The organism is Burkholderia sp. AU19243, from assembly GCF_018148075.1.
Lineage (GTDB): Bacteria > Pseudomonadota > Gammaproteobacteria > Burkholderiales > Burkholderiaceae > Burkholderia > Burkholderia latens_A.
Genome location: NZ_JAGSTV010000003.1, coordinates 172,730 through 193,257, shown reverse-complemented (window position 1 = coordinate 193,257; position 20,528 = coordinate 172,730). Strand labels below are relative to the sequence as shown.

Sequence of the window (20,528 nt, the reverse complement as noted above, 5' to 3'; positions counted from 1 at the left end):
CGGGCGCGTTGCCGAGGAGTCAGGCGATGGCGAAGGTGGTCGATGCGATTCGCGCACTCGAGCGCGATCGGTTCCGGGCGATGGTCGACGGGGACGGCGAGGCGCTCGACGCGCAATTGTCCGACAAGGTTTTCTTCGTGCACACCAACGGCAAACGCGAAACCAAGCAGCAGTTCATCGACGCCATCGTCGCCGGCCGCCGCCGCTATCGCCAGATCGAGATCCAGTCGCAGGACTTGTTGCCCGTCGGCGATGCAACCTGCGTGGTCACCGGGCGCGCATTGATCGAGATGGAAACGAACAACGGCGGCCTCGTGTTCCCGATCGCCTATACGGCCGTGCATACCCACGAACACGGCGAATGGCGGCTGCTCGCGTGGCAGGCGACGCGGTGCGCGACCGAGACGTGAGCGCGCGTGGCGCTCGTTTTCACGTCCCAATCGAAGCGGCCTTCTGGGCCGCTTCTTGTTGGCCCGTGCACCGCGGATCGCGCGGTGCACGGGCGGTCACACACCGCTCGCTGACATTCCGACCATGAAATGCAACTCGCCGGTCAGGCCGCCGCACGGCGGTCGGCGCAGTGCCAGGCCGAGCGGTTGATCGCGCTGACGACCGCATCGAGCGCTGCACTCGCCGGATCGTCGTGTACGCCCACGCCGTGGCGCAGCGGCGCATCGCCGATCCGGCAGCCGACCGACACCGCGATCCGGCCATCCGCCGTGCGCACGTGCTCGCACGATGCGACGTCGACCGTCGTGCCGGCTGCCGCCGCGAACGCCGCGGCCGCGCGCTGCACCGCGTCTTCGGGTGCGGTACCGGCCGGCGCCGCGCCCGCGATGTCGCGGTTCTGCCAGCGCGCGCCGTTGCCATGGCGTGACGCCGGCCCGTCGGCCTCGAAGAATTCGCGGGCGAACAGTGCGCAGATCGCATCGCCGGTCACTTCCTCGCCGGATGCGTCGGCGAGCGTCTGCACCGCATGGCTGAACTCGATCTGAACGCGGCGCGTCGGCGTGAAGCCCATCCCGCGCTCGAGCAGGAACGTCGCGCCGCCCTTGCCGGACTGGCTGTTGACGCGGATCACCGCATCGTAGCTGCGGCCGAGGTCGGCCGGGTCGATCGGCAGGTACGGCACTTCCCACACCGCATCGGGACGCTGCTGCGCGAAGCCCTTACGGATCGCGTCCTGGTGCGAGCCCGAGAATGCGGTGAACACGAGGTCGCCCGCGTACGGATGACGCGGATGCACCGGAATCTGGTTGCAGCGCTCGACAACGCGGCGCACCGCGTCGATGTCGGAGAAGTCGAGGCCCGGGTCGATGCCCTGCGTGTAGAGGTTCAGCGCGAGGGTCACGAGATCGACGTTGCCGGTGCGCTCACCGTTGCCGAACAGGCAGCCCTCGATCCGGTCGGCGCCCGCGAGCAGTGCGAGTTCGGCGGCCGCGACCGCGGTGCCGCGGTCGTTGTGCGGATGCACCGACAGCACGATGCTGTCGCGATACGCGAGGTTGCGGTCCATCCACTCGATCTGGTCGGCGAACACGTTCGGGCTCGCGGCTTCGACGGTCGCCGGCAGGTTGACGATCATCTTGCGCTCGCGTGTCGGCCGCCACATTTGCGCGACCGCGTCGCACACCTCGCGCGCGAACGTGAGTTCGGTCATGCTGAACGTTTCCGGCGAGTACTGGTAGGTCCAGTGCGTGTCCGGGCGAGCCGCCGCGTGCTCCTTGATCATGCGCGTGCCGTTCACCGCGAGCGCCTTGACGTCGTCCTTCGACATCCCGAACACGATGCGCCGGAACGACGGGCAGATCGCGTTGTACAGATGCACGATCGCGCGCGGCACGCCCTCGAGCGCGTCGAACGTGCGGGCGATCAGGTCTTCGCGCGACTGCACGAGCACTTCGATCGTCACGTCGTCGGGAATCCGCTTCTCGTCGATCAGCTTGCGGACGAAATCGAAGTCGGTTTGCGACGCCGACGGAAAACCGACTTCGATCTCCTTGAAACCGATCGCGACCAGCATGTCGAAGAATTCGAGCTTCTGCTCGATGCTCATCGGCTCGATCAGCGACTGGTTGCCATCGCGCAGGTCGGTGCTCATCCAGACCGGCGCGCGCTCGATGGTGCGGGTGGGCCAGCGGCGGCCGTTGATGCGGACGGGCTCGAACGGACGGTATTTGTCTTGCGGGTTGCGCTTCATCTTCTGGACCTCGGGTCTCAAGTCGCGAGCGAAGACGGGCGGCAAGGGCGACGGGTGGCGCTGCCTCGCACCGTGGCGCGGGAAACGCGCTGCGGGTGCGGATGATCTTCGCGAATCGGCCGCCGGATAGACGGACGAATGCTGACGACTTCGGGTTGTAAAAACTGCGAGAAGGGTGCTGCGAGGAACTGCTGGAGGGACCGTGCGGACAGCACACGGCGCTAAGACAGCCTTAGGCTAGTCGTAGCGATAGCGACCGCGCTAGGCGGCCGGAGGTAATTCGGAGGGTGTTCGGAAAGGAACGCATGGCGTCAACTCTATGCCAGGATGCGTGCGCGTGTCAAATGGTCAGTCGGAAGGCCGGCGCGACAGAGGCGCGGCGCGCGCGGCGGGTCACGCCGCAATCCGGACGATTCGCACGATCGTCTCGACCTGCCGCGCGAGCGTGTCCGGCACCGGAATTTCACCGCGCAGCACGGCGTCCGTCCACGCGGCCGTGGTTGCCGCGTCGCGCGACTCCGGCAGCGCGACGGGCGGCGCGTCGCTCGACGAGCGCTCGGCCTCGATCAGCGTATCGCACACGCCGTCGTGCAGCCAGTCGACCTGCACCTGACGCCGCGTATCGGCCACCGCCTCGCCTTCGGTGCCGCGCGCAAGCAGTGCGCCGCCGAGCGCGGCGTCCGGATGGTCGCGGAAGAGTGCCGCGAGGCTGTCGCGATAGGGCGGATGCGTGTAGTTGACGAGCCGCAGCCCGGCCGGCGCGAACGGCTGCAGAATCTTCACGAGCGTGTGGGTGGAATTGCGCACGCCGAGCACGCTGCGCAGTGCGAGCAGGCGCGCGATGCGCGGCGCGAGCGCGTCGATCGGCGCGAACGCGACGCGGCGTTCGGCAAGCGTGTCCTCGATCGCGTCGTGCGACGTCGACGGCGCGATCGACAGCGCGGCGAAAATTTCCGCGCTCGTCACGCGGCCCGGATCGCGTTCGACGCCGTGCACGAGCACCGGCACGCCTTCGCGCGCGAGCAGCAGCGCAAGCAGCGGCACCAGGTTCGGCTGCTTGCGCGCGCCGTTGTAGCTCGGAATCGATACCGGCCGGAACGCTGCGTCCTGCACGTGCACGGGTTCGAACGACGCCTGCGCGGCGGCCAGCATCGCGGCCAGTTCGTCGGCCGTTTCGCCCTTCAGGCGATACGCGATCAGGATCGCGCCGAGTTCGACGTCCGACACGCGCGCATCGAGCATCGCGCGATAGAGTTCGAACGTGTCTTCGGCGGATAGCGCGCGTGCGCCGTGCGGGCCGCGGCCGATTTCCTTGATGAAGCGGGCGCAAGGGAACGGCGAAGCTGCGAAATCGTGGGAAGCGGTCATCGGAGCGTGGGGCGGCGGCCGGCATCGGGCCGCACGGTGAGCGATCGGGAATGCCCCGAGTATCGCACGGGCGCGCCGCGGCCACGCGCGCCCCGCTCGTGTGCCGACGCGGCGCGCCGCGCTAAACTCGGGTTCCCGGCGGTGCGGCGCGCGCATGGCGGCTCTCCGTCCCCCGCCCGCCGGCCGAATATCACTACGAGAGACACCCGATGAAGCTCTACAGCTATTTCCGCAGTTCCGCGTCTTACCGCGTGCGGATCGCCCTGAATCTGAAGCAGCTGCCGTTCGACACGGTCCCGGTCCACATGCTGCGCGACGGCGGTGAGCAACTGAAGGACGCGTACCGCGCACTGAATCCCGACGCGGTCGTGCCGACGCTCGTCGACGGCGACGCGACGCTTCAGCAATCGCTCGCGATCATCGAATATCTCGAGGAAACGCACCCGGAGCCGGCGCTGCTGCCGAAGGACCCTGTCGATCGCGCGTACGTGCGCGCGATCGCGCTGCAGGTCGCATGCGAGATCCATCCGTTGAACAACCTGCGCGTGCTGAAGTACCTGAAGCACACGCTGCAGGTTCCGGAGGACGCGAAGAACGCGTGGTACCGGCACTGGATCGAGGCAGGCTTCGCGTCGCTGGAGACCCGCCTCGCGAACGATCCGCGCACCGGCAAGCTGTGCTTCGGCGACTCGCCGACGCTTGCCGATATCTGCATCGTGCCGCAGGTGTTCAATGCGAACCGCTTCTCGATCGACACGACGCGCTTCCCGACGATTCAGCGGATCGCCGATCATGCGTCGACGCTCGATGCATTCAAGGCCGCCGCGCCGGGTGTGCAACCCGACGCCGAGTGACGTTGCGGCCGCCGGCCGCACGGTGTGCGGCCGCGCATGAAAAAGGGCGCCCGCAGGCGCCCGTGACGATGCGGCAGGCGGCGTTCAGCCGAGCAGCGCGTCCGCGAATTCCACGGCGCTGAACGGCTGCAGGTCCTCGACCTTCTCGCCGACGCCGATGAAGTACACCGGCACCGGGCGCTGCCGCGCGATCGCGGCGAGGATTCCGCCCTTCGCAGTGCCGTCGAGCTTCGTGACGATCAGCCCGGTGAGCCCGAGCGCGTCGTCGAATGCCTTCACTTGCGTAAGCGCGTTCTGTCCCGTGTTCGCGTCGATCACGAGCAGCACCTCGTGCGGCGCGCCGTCGTGCGCCTTCGAGATCACGCGCTTCACTTTCTTCAGCTCTTCCATCAGGTGCAGCTGCGTCGGCAGGCGGCCGGCCGTGTCGGCCATCATCACGTCAATCTTGCGCGCGCGCGCGGCGCTCACCGCATCGAAGATCACCGCGGCCGGGTCGCCGCTTTCCTGCTGGACTACCGTCACGTTGTTGCGCTCGCCCCAGACCGCCAGTTGCTCGCGCGCGGCTGCCCGGAACGTGTCGCCCGCGGCCAGCAGCACCGATTGGTCGAAGCTCTGCAGGTGCTTCGCGAGCTTGCCGATGCTGGTGGTCTTGCCCGCGCCGTTCACGCCCGTGATCATCATCACGAGCGGCTGCGCGCGGCCGAGCATCAGCGACTTCTCGAGCGGTTTCAGCAGTTCGACGAGCAGGTCGTGCAGCGCCCCCTTCACTTGCTGCGGATCGGTCAGCCGGCCCGCGCGCACCTTCTCGCGCAACGCGCCGAGCAGATACTCGGTCGCGTCGACGCCGGCATCGGACATCAGCAGCGCCGCCTCGAGTTCTTCATACAGATCCTCGTCGATCTTCGTGTTGACGAACACGCCGGTGATGCTCGAGCCCGTCTTTGCGAGCCCCGACTTCAGGCGCTCGAGCCACGATTTCTTCGCCGATGCGTCCTGCGTCGGCGGCGGCACGATCTCGACCGTCTCGACGACGTCGTCGCTGCCGTCGTTGGCCGGCGTGACCGTCATCACGACGGCCGGCGCGGCCGGTTGCGGTTGCGCGGGCGTTTGCGGTGCGTCGGCCGCCGGGCGGGGCTCGGCAACGGGCGCGTCGGCCGGCGCGGCCGATTGCTGCGCATTGGCCGATTGCGATTCCGCGGAGTCGGACTCCTGCGTTTTCTTGAATCGTTTGAAGAAGCTGAACATGGTCTGACGTCGGGAAGAGGGCGGGGCGCCGCGAGGGCGGAGCGCCGGAGTGGCCGTCGCGTGTGCGCACGACGGCCGAAACCGTGCATTTTATCAGTGCGGCGCGGCACTCGCGTCAGCCGGCGCCGCCGCTGTGGTAACGTGCGCGTGTTTGGCGGTGCGCCCCCGTGCGCACCCGGTCCCTCCGTCGTCGATACTCCGTATGTCCCGTTCCTCTTCCGGCCGCCCGGCGGCCTCCGCCAGCCGCGGCAAGCCGCACACGATCCGCATCATCGGCGGTGACTGGAAACGCACGCCGCTCGCCGTGCTCGATCTCGACGGCCTGCGTCCGACACCCGATCGTGTGCGCGAGACGTTGTTCAACTGGCTCGGCCAGGAACTCGACGGGCAGCGCTGCCTCGACCTGTTCGCCGGCACCGGCGCGCTCGGCTTCGAGGCCGCGTCGCGCGGCGCGGCGAGCGTCGTGATGGTCGAACGCCACCCGCGCGCCGCGCAGCAGTTGCGCGCGATCAAGGACAAGCTCGGCGCGCGTTCGGTCGAAGTCGCGGAAGCCGACGCGCTGCGGCTCGCGGCCGGGCTGACGCCAGGCGTGTTCGACGTCGTGTTCCTCGATCCGCCGTTCGGCGAGCCGGCCGTGCTCGAGCGCGCGCTCGCGCTCGCGGCGCCGCTCGTCGCGCCCGATGGCGCGCTGTACGTCGAAACGGGCGCCGAGCTGGAACCGGGCGCTCACGACGCGCTGGCCGGCTGGCAGGTGGTGAAGCACGGCAAGGCCGGTGCGGTTCACTATCATTTGCTGCGGCGCGAAAATGATGAATAATGCGCGTTCCATACGAGGCGGCGCGCCGCAACGGCGACGCACGCCCATCTCGGCAGCGGCGTGCGCGTCGCACGGCTGCCACCCCGATTGCGTGATGACAGGAGGAGCGACATGGTAGTCGCCGTGTATCCCGGTACGTTCGATCCGCTGACCCGCGGGCACGAAGACCTCGTGCGGCGTGCGTCGAGCATTTTTGATACGCTGGTGGTCGGTGTCGCCGACAGCCGTGCGAAGAAGCCGTTCTTCTCGCTCGAAGAACGTCTGAAGATTGCGAACGAGGTGCTCGGCCATTATCCGAACGTGAAGGTGATGGGCTTCAAGGGTCTGCTGAAGGACTTCGTCCGCACCAATAACGCGCGTGTGATCGTGCGCGGCCTGCGCGCCGTGTCCGATTTCGAATATGAGTTCCAGATGGCGGGGATGAACCGCTACCTGCTGCCCGACGTCGAGACGATGTTCATGACGCCGTCCGATCAGTACCAGTTCATCTCGGGGACGATCGTGCGCGAGATCGCGCAGCTGGGCGGCGATGTCAGCAAGTTCGTGTTCCCGTCCGTCGAGAAGTGGCTGACCGAGAAAGTCGCTGCGATGGGAGGCCCGGCCGCGTAACGCGGCGCCGGCCGGTTTCGATCCGAAGCCGGCCGCTGGCCTTAAGAAGTGAGATCAGTATGGCTTTGATGATTACCGACGAGTGCATCAATTGCGACGTATGCGAGCCCGAGTGCCCGAACGGCGCGATTTCGATGGGCCCTGATATCTACGTGATCGACCCGAAGAAATGCACCGAGTGCGTCGGTCATTTCGACGAACCGCAGTGCCAGCAGGTGTGCCCGGTCGAATGCATTCCGCGCGATCCGCAGCATGACGAATCGCACGCGCAGTTGATGGAGAAGTATCACGCGTTGATCGCCGCGAAGGGCGACGACGCGCAGTGACCGTGCGGTGACGCCGCAGGTGTCACCACGTCATGGTTTCCTCGGCCGGCGCCGTTCGGCGCCGGTTTCGCTACAGCTGTGACTACAGCCGTAGCTGCCTCTTCCGCTATCGTTTCAGCCGAGCACGTCGCGCAATGCCGCGACGAGCGCGTCGCATTCGGCGTCGGTGCCGACGGTGATGCGCAAGTGCTGGTCGATGCGCGGCGCGCGGAAGTGCCGCACGAAAATTTCCCGCTCCTTCAGCTTCGCCGCGATCGCCGCGGCATCGTGCGCGGGGTGGCGCGCGAACACGAAATTCGCAGCCGACGGCACGACGTCGAAACCCAGCGTTTGCAGCGCATGCGTGAGCCGCGCACGGCTGTCGATCACGCGGCGGCAGGTCGCGCCGAAGTAGTCGGTGTCTTCGTACGCCGCCTGTGCGGCCGCCTGTGCGAGCCGGTCGAGCGGATAGGAATTGAAGCTGTCCTTCACACGATTGAGCGCGTCGATCAATGCCGCATCGCCGAACGCGAAACCGACGCGCATCCCGGCGAGCGAGCGCGCCTTCGACGTCGTGTGTACGACGAGCAGGTTCGGATGGCGGTCGATCAGCGCGATCGCCGATTCGGCGCCGAAATCGACGTACGCTTCGTCGATCAGCACGACCGACGACGGGTTCGCGGCCGCGATGCGCTCGATGTCCGCGAGCGGCAGCGCGCGGCCGGTCGGCGCATTCGGGTTCGGGAACAGTACGCAGCCGGCGTCGTCGAGATAGTCTTCGACCCGGATCGAGAAATCGTTCGCGAGCGGCACGATCGTCGTCTCGACGCCGTACAGGCGCGCGTAGGTCGGATAGAAGCTGTACGAGATGTCGGGAAAGCGTAGCGGCCGGTCATGCTTGAGCAGCGCCTGGAACGCGTGCGCAAGCACCTCGTCGGAACCGTTGCCGACGAAAACCTGCTCGGGCTTGATCCGATGATGGGCCGCAACCGTCTCGCGCAGTGCGCGCGCGAGCGGGTCGGGATAGCGGCGCAGCGAGTCGCCGGTATTGCCGAGTTCGCGTGCGATCGCCGCGACGACGCGCGGCGAAGGCGGATAGGGATTCTCGTTGGTGTTCAGCTTGACGGGGTGCGCGAGCGCGGGCTGTTCGCCCGGCACGTAAGGCACGAGTTGCTGAACGACGTCGCTCCAGTAACGGCTCACCGCTTGGCTCCTGACGGGCAAAAAACGACCAGATTACCGCATGTCGGCGTTGCAGTGCGCAGTTGCGCGGCACGGCGAGGCCGCGCGTGACGGCCGGGCGGTCCGCTGCCGCATGCCGTTGCGGGCGGATCAGTTGCGATGCAACTGCATCGTCGCGCGGTCGAGCTCACCCTTGACGACCATCGGCATCACCGCGAGCGCGCGTTCGATCGACGCGTCGATCACCTCCTGCTCCTCGCGGCGCGGCGGCTTCAGCACGAAATTCGCGACGTCCGGTTTCGCGCCGGCGCGTGCGCCTTCCGGGATCAGGTCGCGCGGATGACCGATGCCGATGCGCAGCCGCCAGTACTGCTGCGACGACAGGTGTGCCGAGATGTCCTTCAGACCGTTGTGCCCGCCGCTGCCGCCGCCGAGCTTGAGCTTCACGGTGCCGGGCGGCAGATCCAGTTCGTCATGCGCGACGAGAATCTGGTCGGGCAGGATCTTGAAGAAACTCGCTAGCGCGACCACGGATTGGCCCGAGCGGTTCATGTACGTCTGCGGTTCGAGCAGATGGACTTCCTCGCCGTGCAGCCGGGCTTTCGCGTAGAAGCCGTGGAAGCGGCGCTCGTCGCGCAGCGTCGCGCCGGCTTCGCGGGCAAGCTGGTCGATCAGCCAGAAGCCGGCGTTGTGGCGCGTCGCGGTGTATTCCGCCCCGGGATTGCCGAGGCCGACGATCAGTTTGATCATGACGTTTCGTAGGCGGCAGCGGCCGCCTGGGCGCAGAAAAAGAAAAACCCGCCGGGCAAGCCGCGGCGGGTTGCGTCGACCGTTTTCGTGAAACGGATCGAATGGCGTGTAGGCAGCCGCTTACGCAGCCGGCGTTTCGCCTTCGCCTGCTGCGTCCGACACGGCGCCAGCCGGGACCGTCGCCGATGCGACGACCGGGTTTTCCGCGTCGACGTGCGCGACCAGCGTCACGCCCTTCGGCAGTGCGATGTCCTTCGCGTGCACCGACTGACCTGCTTCGATCTTCGACAGATCGACTTCGAGGAATTCCGGCAGAGCCGACGGCAGGCACTCGACTTCGATTTCCGTCGCGACGTGCGAGACGATTGCGCTCGACAGCTTCACTGCCGGGCTGACTTCGGCGTTCAGGAAGTGCAGCGGCACCTTCGTGTGCAGCTTCTTCTTCGCGTCGACGCGCTGGAAGTCAACGTGCAGCACGAGTTGCTTGAACGGATGGTATTGCACGTCGCGCAGCAGAACCTGTTGCGACTGGCCAGCGATTTCCAGGTCGAGGATCGACGAGTGGAAGGCTTCCTTCTTCAGTGCGTGCCACAGCGCGTTGTGATCCAGTTCGATCTTTTGCGGGGCTGCTTCGCCACCGTAGACGATACCCGTGGTCTTACCGGCGTTGCGCAGGCGGCGGCTCGCACCCGTACCTTGCTGTTGGCGCTCGAAAGCGACGACTTTCATGTGATTCTCCAATTGCTGCCCGCGACCAGGCAGTAAAACGGGGCCGGCGAAATGGCGGCCCCCGATGAAACGAACGGGGTTTCGTCTATCCCGTCCGATTGTGCAAAAAGCGAAGCGTTGCCGCTTCGCTTTCCGCGCATGCTAAATCGTATCGTTCCGCGATCAGGATTCCGCGAACAGCGACATCACCGAGTCGCCGCGGCGGATCCGCGAGAACGTTTCTGCCAGCAGGCTCGCGCTCGTCAGCGAGCGGATCTTCGAGCAGGCCAGCGATTCGGCCGACAGCGGGATCGTATCGGTGACGACCAGCTCGTCGAGTGCCGACGCGGCGATACGCTCGGCGGCGCCACCCGACAGAACCGGGTGCGTCGCGTACGCGAACACCTGTTTCGCGCCACGATCCTTCAGCACTTGCGCGGCCTTGCAGAGCGTGCCGGCCGTATCGACCATGTCGTCCATGATCACGCAGGTGCGGCCTTCAACTTCACCGATGATGTTCATCACTTCGGCGACGTTCGCCTTCGGGCGACGCTTGTCGATGATCGCGAGATCGCAGTTCAGCTGCTTCGCGAGTGCCCGGGCGCGAACCACGCCACCGACGTCCGGCGACACGACGAGCAGATCCGAATAGTTCTGCTTGCGCAGGTCGCCCAGCAGGATCGGCGTTGCGTAGATGTTGTCGACGGGGATGTCGAAGAAGCCTTGAATCTGGTCGGCGTGCAGATCCATCGTGATGATCCGCTCGACGCCGGCGATTTCCAGCATGTTCGCGATGACCTTCGCCGAGATCGCAACACGCGCGGAGCGCGGGCGACGGTCTTGACGGGCATAGCCGAAGTAGGGGATGGCGGCGGTGATCCGGCCGGCGGACGCACGCTTGAGCGCGTCGACCATGATCATCAGTTCCATCAGGTTGTCGTTCGTCGGCGCGCACGTGGATTGCAGGACGAAGACGTCCTTGCCGCGCACGTTTTCCTGGATCTCGACCTGGATCTCGCCGTCGGAGAAACGGCTGACCATTGCTTTGCCGAGGGGGATACCAAGGATATTGACGACTTCCTGGGCCAGCGCGGGATTCGCGTTGCCAGTAAAGACCATCAGGCCATCATGGCTGTGGCTGCTCATCGTGCACCTGCTTCAGGCTTAGGCGGGAAATGCGGGAAAATTTTTGGCAGGGGAGGAAGGACTCGAACCCTCGCATGCCGGAATCAAAATCCGGTGCCTTGACCAACTTGGCGACTCCCCTACACTTAACTGATAACTTCACCGGACACGTAGGCCATCCGGCAAAGCAAAACTTCATGACACGAAAGCGAAGAGCGGATGCTCGTTCAGGCTTTCGGCAACTGCACCGTTCCAACCGGTGGGCAGCTTGGCTTTCGCCGCTTCTGCCTCGTGCTTGCTGGGAAATGCTGCAAACACGCTAGCTCCGGAGCCGGTCATCCTCGCGGGGGTCACATTATACAACCATTTGACCACCTGCGCAACTTCCGCGTACTTACTTGTCACAACTTGCTGCATATCGTTCCGGCCGAAGCTGTCTGGCCATCCCGCATCGCTGTTTTGCCGTGCAAGAAAGTCAGCAATTGTGACTGGCTTTGTGTCCCTTGTCAACAACTCATCTGAAAAAATTTCAGCGGTTGGGACATGAACTCGCGGCGTCACAACCAGGAACCAGCGAGTCGGCAATTCTACCTCAGCTAATTCCTCTCCGATACCCTCTGCGAACGCATTTTTTCCAAAAACAAAAAACGGAACGTCGGCGCCGAGTTTTACCGCGAGCGATTGCAATTCCGCGCGCGGCAAGTCGAGTTGCCACAGACGGTTCAGCGCGAGCAGCGTCGTGGCCGCGTCGGAGCTCCCGCCCCCAAGGCCCGCGCCCATCGGCAGGCGCTTGTCGATTTCGATGTCTACGCCGGCCGCAGCGCCCGTATGCGCTTTCAGCAGATTGGCCGCGCGCACGACGAGATCGCTTTGTTCGGGTACGCCGGGCACGTCGGTGACGCGTGCGACGCGGCCGTCGTCGCGCAGCGTGAAGTGCAGCGTGTCGCCCCAGTTCAGCAGCTGGAACACGCTTTGCAGATCGTGATAGCCATTCGGCCGGCGGCCGGTGATGTGCAGGAACAGGTTGAGTTTCGCGGGCGCGAGGCAGTTGCGCAGCGAGCGGGTCGAATCGGTCATGCGTAGGTCGGAGCTAGGTTCGCGTGCTTACTGGTCGAGCACGAGCTTGATGTCGAGCGGCGGCGTTGCGCGCACGAGGTTCACACGTTTGACACCGGTGGCCGGTGCGTCCGCGTAGGCGAGGTAGTCGATCGTCCAGCCGTCCTGGCGGATCTGCTTCACGCGCGTCGCGTCGGCGGGGTCGCGTACCGTCTGCGCGGGCGTCGCCGGGGCCGCCGTCGGCAGCAGCCAGTAGCGCAGGCCGGCCAGCGGCAGCGAGAAGCCGAGCGTGTTCTGCATCAGTTCGCCGACGTCCGTCGCGTATTGCGGTTGGCGGTTCGGCAATTCGAGCGACGCGGCCTGCGGCGTCGATTTGACGACCGCAAGCGTCTGCCCGAGCGGGCTGCGCAGTTCGAGTGACACGTCGTCCCCCTGTTCCTGCCAGTCGAAGTTGCCGTACACGTTCTGTTGCCGGCCAAAGCGGTCGTTGTACTGCACCGCGAAGCGGCCGTGATAGGCGTGCGTCGCGGCCGTCTGCAGCACGGCGCCCGGCGCATTCGCCGACGGCGGCGTGCTCGCGCAGCCGGCGAGCGCGAGCGCAGCGCCGGCCGCCGCCAGCGCGCGCCGCGCACGGGAAGACAGGAGAGGCATCGGGAGCATCCGCATCAAAGGCCGTTGATCTGCAAGCGCTTCAGCGTCTGCACGAGCGTTTCGTTGTCGGGCTCGAGCTTCTGCGCGGCACGCCACGCGGTGCGCGCGTCGTCCTGCGCGCCGCTCTTCCACAGCACCTCGCCCAGGTGCGCGCCGATCTCGGCATTCGGCTGCAATTCGTACGCACGCCGCAGCACCTTCGCCGCGCCCGCCGAATCGCCCATCCGGTACTTCACCCAGCCGAGGCTGTCCATGATGTACGCGTCGTTGGGCGCGAGCGACAGCGCCTTGTCGATCAGCTTGCTGGCCTCGGGCAGGCGCTGGTTGCGATCGGCGAGCGAATAGCCGAGCGCGTTGTATGCCTGCGGGTTGTCCGGCTGCGTGCGGATCAGCTCGCGCAGCTGCTTTTCCATCGTCGCGTAGTGGCCCGTCTTTTCCGCCGCCATCGCGTAGTCGTAGCGCAGGTCCGGATCGTCCGGGAAGTCCTCGACCGCGCGACCGAGCCGCGCCTCGGCTTCCGAATAGCGTTTCGCGCTGAACAGGATCGACGCATCGGTGCGCGCGACGACGGCCGCGTCGCGCGGATCGCTGATCGGCAGATCGTCGAGCACCTTGCGCGCCTCGTCTGTCTTGCCCTGCTTCTGCAGCAGCTGCGCACGCGTGATCTGCGCCGGCAGGTAGTGCTGGCTCGTCTGGTCGACCTTGTCGAGCCACTGCGACGCCTGCGCGTCGTTGCCCTGTTCGATCGCGATCTGCGCAAGGTAGATGTAGCCCTGGCCGACGTCGAGGTTCGGCTGCTTGCCGCCGAGCTGCACGTACTGCTTCAGGTACGCGCTCGCGTCGTCGAGCTTTTTCTGCTGGATCTTGATCAGCGCGAGCGCCATCAGCGGCGTCGGATCTTTCGCATCGAGCTTGCGCATCGTCTCGAACTGCTTCTGCGCGTCGTCGAGGCGATCGTCGGCGAGATAGAGCTGCGACAGCGCGAGCCGTGCGTCGCGCGACTTCGGATTCTGCTGAACATATTTCTCGAATGACACGATGCCGGCAGCGCGCTCCGCAGGCCCCATCTGCGACAGCATCAGTGCTGCCGGCAGGTAGTCGGGGCGAATCTGCAGCGCCTGTTTCAGCGACTGTGCGGCGCCTTCCTTGTCGTCGACCGCCAGTTGCTGCCGCGCGATCGCGAGGTGCGCCTCCGGGCGGTTCATGTCGTTCTTCAGCATGTCCTTCAGCACCGCGAGGCCGCCGACGCGGTCGGAGCCGCGCACCAGCAGCGCCTGCAGCGCGAGGATCGCGGGGCCGCGCGTTTCGCCCGTCGCGCGGGCCAGCTCGCGCGCGAGCATCGGCTGCGCATCGGCCGGCTTGCCGGCGAGCACGAGCAGCGCGGCGTCGACTTGCGATGCGCGGTTCGAATCGGGTGCGTACTGGCGCCACAGATTGGCTGCGGACAGCGCATCGGCCGGGCTTTGCGCGCCGAGCGCGATCTCGGTCGCACGCTGCGCCATGCGCGGGTCGCGCGTGTCGCGGGCAAGCGCGAGATAGGTCTGGTACGCGGGTGCCGGCTGGTTGCGCTGGAGCGCGACCTCCGCGGCGAGCACCTGATAGACGATCTGGCTCGTCAGCGGGACGCCCGGGAGATCCTTTTTCTCGTCCGACATGACGTGTTCGAACGCGCCCTGCGGCTCCGTGTCGTCCGATGCCGGACCTTGCGCGTGAGCCGGGAGGGCGGTGAGGGTCCAGGCGGCGAACAGCGCTGCGCCGAGCGCACGGCGGACCGGGAAGGCACGCGCGCCGCACGCAGCGGCGGGGCGCTTCAGAAGCATCTTCGAGGGCAGGGTCATGGAAATCCGTTCGGTGTTTCAACCGATTGTAACGCGCTCGCTACAATACACGCACGATCGTGGTAGGGTCCGTTTACATATGGAACGCACATGCGAATGCCCGAAATCGCCTGCATGGCAAGAAGCGACGAGCGTCGTTTGGCGAACCGAACAAGCGCCGAGCGACGCCGCGATGCGGGCGATTTCGGGCATTCCCCCGACATAAACTTCTCGATTCGGGGTTGCCGCGGGAACGACCGCTCGCCGCGTGGCGCTCCGTGCGAGTACGTCAGTATTCGCGGCGTCGCGCGTCTCGCGAGCGGCCGTTCGCGGCAACGCATGCGCGTTCCGTACGTAAACAGATCCTCGTCTCAGACCCGCAAAACATGCCAGAGTTGCCAGAAGTCGAAGTCACGCGCAGGGGCATCGCGCCCTTTGTCGCGGGCCGCCGCGTCGAGCGTGTCGACGTCCGCACCGCAATGCTGCGCTGGCCGGTGCCGGCCGGACTCGCCGAGCAATTGCGCGCACGCGAGGTGCTCGCCGTCGAGCGTCGCGGCAAGTACCTGCTGTTCGAGGTCGACGCCGGCTGGTTCATCGTCCATCTCGGGATGACGGGCACGCTGCGCGTGCTGCCCGCGGCCGGCGTGCCGGTTGCCGCGAAACACGATCACATCGACTGGATCTTCGACGAATTCGTGCTGCGGTTCCGCGATCCGCGCCGTTTCGGCGCGGTGCTGTGGCACCCGCGCGAAGCGGGCGACGTGCACGCGCATCCGCTGCTCGCAAGCCTCGGCGTCGAGCCGTTCTCGTCCGCGTTCACCGGTGCGCTCCTGCATGCACGCACGCGCGGCCGCACGGTATCGGTCAAGCAGGCGCTCCTCGCCGGCGACATGGTCGTCGGCGTCGGCAATATCTATGCATCGGAGAGCCTGTTTCGCGCCGGCATCCGGCCGACGACCGCCGCCGGCAAGGTTTCGCTGCCGCGCTACGAGCGGCTCGCCGACGCAGTGCGCGCGACGCTCGCCGATGCGATCGAGCGCGGCGGCAGCACGTTGCGCGATTTCGTCGGCAGCAACGGCGAAAGCGGCTATTTCCAGCTCGACTGCTTCGTCTATGACCGCGCCGGACTGCCTTGCCGCGTGTGCGGCACGCCGATCCGTCAGATCGTGCAGGGTCAGCGTTCGACCTATTTCTGCCCGACCTGCCAGCGTTGAGTTCGGCGCTGCAACCTTTTACAAAGATTCGAACACTTGAAGCCGCCCCGCATCGCCCCCGCTCCGTTTCCCGTCACGCCGCTGCATCGTTCGTTCTCCACGCGCCTGATCGCGTGGCAGCGCGAGCACGGCCGCCACGACCTGCCGTGGCAGAACACCCGTGATCCATACCGGATCTGGTTGTCGGAAATCATGCTGCAGCAGACCCAGGTCTCGACCGTCATTCCGTATTACACGCGCTTTCTCGAGCGCTTTCCCGACGTCGCCGCGCTTGCGGCCGCGCCGGCCGACGACGTGATGGCGCTATGGGCCGGCCTCGGCTATTACTCGCGCGCACGCAACCTGCACCGCTGCGCGCAGGTGGTTGCTGCCGAGCATGGCGGCGTATTCCCGTCGACGCCTGACGCGCTCGCGGAACTGCCGGGCATCGGCCGCTCGACGGCAGCGGCGATCGCATCGTTCGCGTACGGAGCGCGCGCGACGATCCTCGACGGCAACGTGAAGCGCGTGCTCGCGCGGGTGTTCGGCATCGAAGGTTTTCCGGGCGAGAAGCGGGTCGAGAACGACATGTGGGCGCTGGCCGAATCGCTGCTGCCGGATGCCGCGAACGCAGCCGACGTCAGCGCGTATACGCAGGGGTTGATGGATCTCGGCGCGACGCTGTGCGTGCGCGGCAAGCCGGATTGCGCGCGTTGCCCGTTCGCGGGCGACTGCGTCGCGCAGTCCACGGGCCGGCAGCGCGAACTGCCGGCCGCACGGCCGAAGAAGGCCGTGCCCACGCGCAAGACCTGGATGCTGGTGCTGCGCGACGGCGACGCGGTGCTGCTCGAGCGGCGCCCGCCAGCTGGCATCTGGGGCGGGCTGTGGTGCCTGCCGCAAGCCGACGGCGATGCGGCACTGGCCGAACTCGCGCGCGGCTTCGGCGGCGGCGGCCCGGTGCCGCTCGCGGCGTTTACGCATACGTTCACGCATTTCCGGCTCGAGATCGAGCCGCGGCTGAGCGACCTGAAGAACGACGGCACGCCGCCCGCGCGCGCGCAAGACGCCGAGACCGCGTGGGTGCCGCTCGCCGCGCTCGACGCGTATGGCGTGCCGGCCCCCGTGCGCAAGCTGCTCGATGCGTTGAGCGGGCCGCTGCTGTAACGAAACGGGAAGCGGGGCGCGCTCACGCGAATGCAGCGCGGCCCAAGCGTGTTTTGCCGCTCGAACGGAGCAACCGAGCACCCGGACGATGCCGGTGCGACGCGAAGCAACAGCGGGCGCCTACAGCCACCCGTGCCGGTCAAGGACGTGGTGCACGGCATCGATCCGCGCACCGACGTCGGGAAACTCCATCAGCTTCTGCCGTGCGCGCAGGTCGAGCGGCAGAAGCTCGGCAAGCCGGTTCGACACCCAGCTCGGATCGTCGAGACGGAACGGTTCGATGAACGGCATCTTGTCGGGTTCGCTCTTCTTCAGCGCTTCGATGATCCGCTCGAGCACCTCCGCGCACGATCCGAACTGCGCGAGCGCCTGTTCTCCTTCCAGCGGAATGTCGTCGGGCAGCGGCTCGGCGATGCCGACCAGCAGCCCGTTCGCTTCGACGCGATACGACAGCAGCTCGAAACGCTGCGTGCCGACCGCCTGCAGATACAGTATCCCGAATTCGCCGGTGTCGCACTCGGTGATGCGCGCCATGCAGCCGATGGTCTCGGGCACCGACACGGCGCCGTCCTGCGCGACTTCCGGGCCGCTCTTCAGCAGGCATACGCCGAACGGCGCATCGTCGCGCAGGCATGCGCGGCACATGTCGAGATAGCGCGCCTCGAACACCTTGAGCGGCAGCCAGCCACCTGGAAACAGCACCGTGTGCAGCGGGAACAGCGGCAAGTCGATCAGGGTCGTCGATAGGGTAGACATGGCGCGCCGGCGAGAGGGCGGGTGTCGCTAAGGTCGGTCGACCTCGGTGACGAGCCGCGACGACGCGTCGACATCCACGGGCGCGTCACGATGCCGCACGATCACGTTCGCATCGTGCGCGAGGCGCGCGGCGAGCGTTTCCGCGATGAACACCGAGCGATGCTGGCCGCCCGTGCAGCCGATGGCGACGGTCAGGTAGCTGCGGTTGTCTTCGCGAAAGTGCGGCAGCCATTTCATCAGGAACGCATGGATGTCGTCGATCATCTGGTGGACGATCGGCAGTGCGTCCAGAAACGCGATGACCGGCTGGTCGAGCCCGGTGAGCGGGCGCAGCTCATGGTCATAGTACGGATTCGGCAGCGCGCGCACGTCGAACATCAGGTCGGCGTCGAGCGGCACGCCGCGCTTGAAGCCGAACGACTCGAACATCACCATCAAGTCGTTGTTCTTCTGCTCGATGAAGCGCTTGACCCAAGTGCGCAGCACGTTCGCGCGCAGCGTGCTCGTATCGATCTGATGACCGAATTCGGCGAGCGGCGCGACGAGTTCGCGTTCGCGCTCGATCGCTTCCTCGAGCGACGACAGCAGCCCGACGTTCGCGTCGTGCGACGGCGAACCGGACAACGGGTGGCGCCGGCGCGTTTCGGAGAAGCGCTGGATCAGCGCCTGCGTGCTCGCGTTGAGGAACAGCACGCGGACATCGTGCTCGAGCGACAGCGCGCGAATCAGGCCGGGCATTTCGTCGAGCGACGCGCTCGACCGCGCATCGATCGCGACCGCGAGCCGATGCTGGCCGCCCTCGGCAAGATAGCGGGCAAGTTCGGGCAGCACGTGCGGCGGCAGGTTGTCGACGCAGTAGTAGCCTGCGTCCTCGAGCGCGTTCAGCGCGACGGACTTGCCAGAGCCGGAGATGCCGGTGATGAGGACGATGCGCATGGGAAGCAGAGAATCCTGACGTTTCATCATAGCACCGGCTCGACGCGTCGGCGCTGCGAGGCCGGCGCGGGAAAGTTACACGAGCTTGCCGGGGAACTGACTGTCGGGATCCTGCATCGCGAGCCGTTGCCGATCCATGAAGTCGCGCAACGTGTCGATGCCGCGCAACTGCAGGATCGTGTTGCGTACGGCCGCCTCGACGAGCACCGCGAGGTTGCGACCGGCCGCCACCTGGATCGTGACCTTGCTGATCGGCAAACCGAGCACGTCGACCGTCTGGCTTTCGAGCGGCAGCCGCTGGAATTCGCCGTCCGGGCGGCGCACGAGCTGGACGATCAGCTTCAGCTTCATTTTCCGGCGCACCGCGGTTTCACCGAAGATCGTCTTGATGTCGAGCAGGCCGAGGCCGCGCACTTCGAGCAGGTTCTGCAGCAACGGCGGGCAGCGGCCTTCGACGAAATCGGGGCCAAGTCGGACGAAGTCGACCGCGTCGTCGGCGACGAGGCCGTGGCCACGGCTGATGAGTTCGAGGCCGAGCTCGCTCTTGCCGAGCCCGGAGTCGCCGGTAAGCAGCACGCCCATCCCGAGGATGTCGAGGAACACGCCGTGCAGCGTCGCGCGCGGCGCGAGAATGCGGGACATGTAGAGCCGCAGGCTGTCGATTACCGCGGCGGCCGACATCGGCGTCGTAAACAGCGGGGTAGACGAGCGCGTGCAGCGCAGCACCAGCTCGGGCGGCGCGGCGGCGCCGCCGGCGACGACGAGAAACGGCGGCTCGAGCGCGATCAGCTCGGCCATGTGGCGCGAACGGTCTTCGTCGGTCTGCCGCTGGTAGTAGTCGATTTCGGCTTCGCCGAGCACCTGGATCCGGTTCGGGTGGATCAGGTTCAGGTGGCCGACGAGGTCGGCACTCGACGTTGCATTGCCGACGGTGTCGGCCGAGAAACCGCGCTCCCAGCCTTCATGCCCCGTCAGCCAGCTCAGCTTCAGCGTGGCCGCGTTGTCGTCGAAGATGCTCTGGGCGTTGATGCTGGACGTATCCATGACTCTCGTCACTCCATTGAGCCGGTGCATGCGCGCGGCGACGGGCGTCGCCATGCCGGACCGGCGCCGGGCGGCCCTGGATGGCGGCGCGTGCCGCCTCGTTCGGGAAAATAATCCGCCCGGATCAACTCAAGGTTGCCACTGAGTGAGCAGGCGATGCAACTCGGCGATATCCGTTTCGTTGTGCAGACGCTCGCGCGCGTCGCGATCGGACAGCAGTTGCGCGATTTCCGACAGGATTTCGAGGTGCTGCTGGGTGGCTTGCTCGGGGACGAGCAGGAAAATCAGGAGACCGACCGGCTGGCCGTCGGGTGCTTCGAACGGGATCGCGTCCGCAAGCCGCACGAACGCGGCGAGCGGGTGCTTGAGCCCCTTGATGCGCCCGTGCGGAATCGCGACGCCTTCGCCGAGCCCGGTCGAGCCGAGGCGCTCGCGCGCGAACAGGTTGTCCGTGACGGTGCTGCGGGCGATGCCGTTCTGATTCTCGAAGATCAGCCCGGCTTGTTCGAAGACGCGTTTCTTGCTGGTGACGGAGAGGTCGATGACGACGTTCTCTATGGGCAGGATTTTGGCTAGGCGATTCATGTTGACAGGCGATTGGGCGGCCTGGGGTCTCCTTGCGGCGGCAGACTGATCTTCCATGTTCGGCGATGTCGAGGCGTTCGGCACGGGAGGCCAGCAACGCAGCGATGGCACCCGATGCCCCCCGGCGATAACCGGGACATTATAGAGCACAGCCGCGCGCGTG

At 66.5% G+C, this 20,528-nt stretch carries 22 protein-coding genes and 1 tRNA gene; 8 read left to right on the top strand and 15 right to left on the bottom strand.

All coding sequences use genetic code 11. The features are described 5' to 3' along the window. Positions 1-26 precede the first annotated feature (26 nt). A complete protein-coding gene (locus KDW55_RS07115; RefSeq protein WP_040142047.1) occupies positions 27-410 on the top strand; it encodes a nuclear transport factor 2 family protein in 384 nt (127 codons plus the stop codon). Positions 411-553: 143 nt separating this feature from the next. On the opposite strand, the gene leuA is transcribed toward KDW55_RS07115, so the two are convergent. Continuing rightward, on the bottom strand, positions 554-2,200 hold the full coding sequence (gene leuA / locus KDW55_RS07110; protein ID WP_069241765.1) for a 2-isopropylmalate synthase: 1,647 nt from the start codon (positions 2,198-2,200) through the stop codon (positions 554-556). 393 nt (positions 2,201-2,593) lie between these two features. Continuing rightward, a complete protein-coding gene (ybiB, locus tag KDW55_RS07105) occupies positions 2,594-3,568 on the bottom strand; it encodes a DNA-binding protein YbiB (protein WP_040142044.1) in 975 nt (324 codons plus the stop codon). A gap of 209 nt (positions 3,569-3,777) precedes the next feature. On the opposite strand from ybiB, the gene maiA reads away from it, so the two are divergent. Further along, positions 3,778-4,422, top strand: coding sequence for a maleylacetoacetate isomerase (maiA, locus tag KDW55_RS07100; RefSeq protein WP_069241764.1), 645 nt, complete (start codon positions 3,778-3,780; stop codon positions 4,420-4,422). A gap of 84 nt (positions 4,423-4,506) precedes the next feature. On the opposite strand, the gene ftsY is transcribed toward maiA, so the two are convergent. Beyond that, positions 4,507-5,667, bottom strand: a complete 1,161-nt coding sequence (gene ftsY, locus KDW55_RS07095; RefSeq protein WP_040142040.1) for a signal recognition particle-docking protein FtsY — start codon at positions 5,665-5,667, stop codon at positions 4,507-4,509. A 202-nt stretch (positions 5,668-5,869) separates the two neighbouring features. Between ftsY and rsmD the strand changes: the two genes are divergently transcribed. From rsmD to KDW55_RS07080, 3 genes are all read left to right on the top strand, one after another. Further along, positions 5,870-6,484, top strand: coding sequence for a 16S rRNA (guanine(966)-N(2))-methyltransferase RsmD (gene rsmD, locus KDW55_RS07090; protein WP_212160843.1), 615 nt, complete (start codon positions 5,870-5,872; stop codon positions 6,482-6,484). Positions 6,485-6,595: 111 nt separating this feature from the next. Then, positions 6,596-7,093, top strand: a complete 498-nt coding sequence (gene coaD, locus KDW55_RS07085; protein ID WP_006398238.1) for a pantetheine-phosphate adenylyltransferase — start codon at positions 6,596-6,598, stop codon at positions 7,091-7,093. 59 nt (positions 7,094-7,152) lie between these two features. Further along, positions 7,153-7,419: a YfhL family 4Fe-4S dicluster ferredoxin gene (locus KDW55_RS07080; protein WP_040142035.1), complete on the top strand. Its 267-nt coding sequence runs from the start codon at positions 7,153-7,155 to the stop codon at positions 7,417-7,419. A gap of 114 nt (positions 7,420-7,533) precedes the next feature. On the opposite strand, the gene hisC is transcribed toward KDW55_RS07080, so the two are convergent. The 3 genes from hisC to KDW55_RS07065 form a co-directional block, all read right to left on the bottom strand. After that, positions 7,534-8,601, bottom strand: coding sequence for a histidinol-phosphate transaminase (hisC, locus tag KDW55_RS07075; RefSeq protein ID WP_212160844.1), 1,068 nt, complete (start codon positions 8,599-8,601; stop codon positions 7,534-7,536). 129 nt (positions 8,602-8,730) lie between these two features. Further along, on the bottom strand, positions 8,731-9,330 hold the full coding sequence (gene pth, locus KDW55_RS07070; RefSeq protein WP_040142032.1) for an aminoacyl-tRNA hydrolase: 600 nt from the start codon (positions 9,328-9,330) through the stop codon (positions 8,731-8,733). Positions 9,331-9,450: 120 nt separating this feature from the next. Next, complete coding sequence (locus tag KDW55_RS07065; RefSeq protein ID WP_315854980.1) at positions 9,451-10,005, bottom strand: 50S ribosomal protein L25/general stress protein Ctc; 555 nt, start codon at positions 10,003-10,005, stop codon at positions 9,451-9,453. On the opposite strand from KDW55_RS07065, the gene KDW55_RS29730 reads away from it, so the two are divergent. Then, positions 9,949-10,095 (top strand): ribose-phosphate pyrophosphokinase, encoded by a 147-nt coding sequence (locus tag KDW55_RS29730; protein ID WP_315854979.1) that lies wholly within the window; start codon positions 9,949-9,951, stop codon positions 10,093-10,095. The two genes, KDW55_RS07065 and KDW55_RS29730, sit on opposite strands and share 57 nt — an antisense overlap. Before the next feature lie 126 nt (positions 10,096-10,221). On the opposite strand, the gene KDW55_RS07060 is transcribed toward KDW55_RS29730, so the two are convergent. The 5 genes from KDW55_RS07060 to KDW55_RS07040 form a co-directional block, all read right to left on the bottom strand. Then, positions 10,222-11,184 carry a ribose-phosphate pyrophosphokinase gene (locus KDW55_RS07060; RefSeq protein WP_040142028.1) on the bottom strand — a complete coding sequence of 321 codons (963 nt, stop codon included), beginning with the start codon at positions 11,182-11,184 and terminating at the stop codon, positions 10,222-10,224. A gap of 44 nt (positions 11,185-11,228) precedes the next feature. Continuing rightward, positions 11,229-11,305 (bottom strand) — tRNA-Gln (locus KDW55_RS07055). A gap of 53 nt (positions 11,306-11,358) precedes the next feature. Next, the gene (gene ispE, locus KDW55_RS07050) at positions 11,359-12,240 is read right to left on the bottom strand and encodes a 4-(cytidine 5'-diphospho)-2-C-methyl-D-erythritol kinase (RefSeq protein WP_212160846.1); all 882 of its coding nucleotides are present in this window, start codon (positions 12,238-12,240) and stop codon (positions 11,359-11,361) included. 27 nt (positions 12,241-12,267) lie between these two features. After that, positions 12,268-12,885, bottom strand: coding sequence for a lipoprotein insertase outer membrane protein LolB (lolB, locus tag KDW55_RS07045; protein WP_040142024.1), 618 nt, complete (start codon positions 12,883-12,885; stop codon positions 12,268-12,270). Continuing rightward, positions 12,885-14,708, bottom strand: a complete 1,824-nt coding sequence (locus KDW55_RS07040; protein ID WP_212160847.1) for a tetratricopeptide repeat protein — start codon at positions 14,706-14,708, stop codon at positions 12,885-12,887. Before KDW55_RS07040 ends, lolB begins: the two co-directional genes overlap by 1 nt. Positions 14,709-15,073: 365 nt before the next feature. On the opposite strand from KDW55_RS07040, the gene mutM reads away from it, so the two are divergent. Both mutM and mutY read left to right on the top strand, forming a co-directional pair. Continuing rightward, entirely contained in the window at positions 15,074-15,901 is an 828-nt protein-coding gene (gene mutM / locus KDW55_RS07035; RefSeq protein ID WP_040142018.1) for a bifunctional DNA-formamidopyrimidine glycosylase/DNA-(apurinic or apyrimidinic site) lyase, read from the top strand. A 36-nt stretch (positions 15,902-15,937) separates the two neighbouring features. Continuing rightward, positions 15,938-17,044: an A/G-specific adenine glycosylase gene (mutY, locus tag KDW55_RS07030; protein ID WP_040142016.1), complete on the top strand. Its 1,107-nt coding sequence runs from the start codon at positions 15,938-15,940 to the stop codon at positions 17,042-17,044. Positions 17,045-17,164: 120 nt separating this feature from the next. Here the strand turns inward: mutY and KDW55_RS07025 are convergent, their stop codons facing one another. The 4 genes from KDW55_RS07025 to KDW55_RS07010 form a co-directional block, all read right to left on the bottom strand. Further along, positions 17,165-17,800, bottom strand: a complete 636-nt coding sequence (locus KDW55_RS07025; RefSeq protein ID WP_212148333.1) for an LON peptidase substrate-binding domain-containing protein — start codon at positions 17,798-17,800, stop codon at positions 17,165-17,167. Positions 17,801-17,827: 27 nt separating this feature from the next. After that, complete coding sequence (gene rapZ, locus KDW55_RS07020) at positions 17,828-18,736, bottom strand: RNase adapter RapZ (RefSeq protein WP_040142012.1); 909 nt, start codon at positions 18,734-18,736, stop codon at positions 17,828-17,830. Positions 18,737-18,811: 75 nt separating this feature from the next. Further along, positions 18,812-19,780, bottom strand: a complete 969-nt coding sequence (gene hprK / locus KDW55_RS07015) for an HPr(Ser) kinase/phosphatase (RefSeq protein ID WP_006483133.1) — start codon at positions 19,778-19,780, stop codon at positions 18,812-18,814. Between the two features lie 129 nt (positions 19,781-19,909). Then, positions 19,910-20,422 (bottom strand): PTS sugar transporter subunit IIA, encoded by a 513-nt coding sequence (locus tag KDW55_RS07010; protein ID WP_040142010.1) that lies wholly within the window; start codon positions 20,420-20,422, stop codon positions 19,910-19,912. Positions 20,423-20,528: the final 106 nt, after the last annotated feature.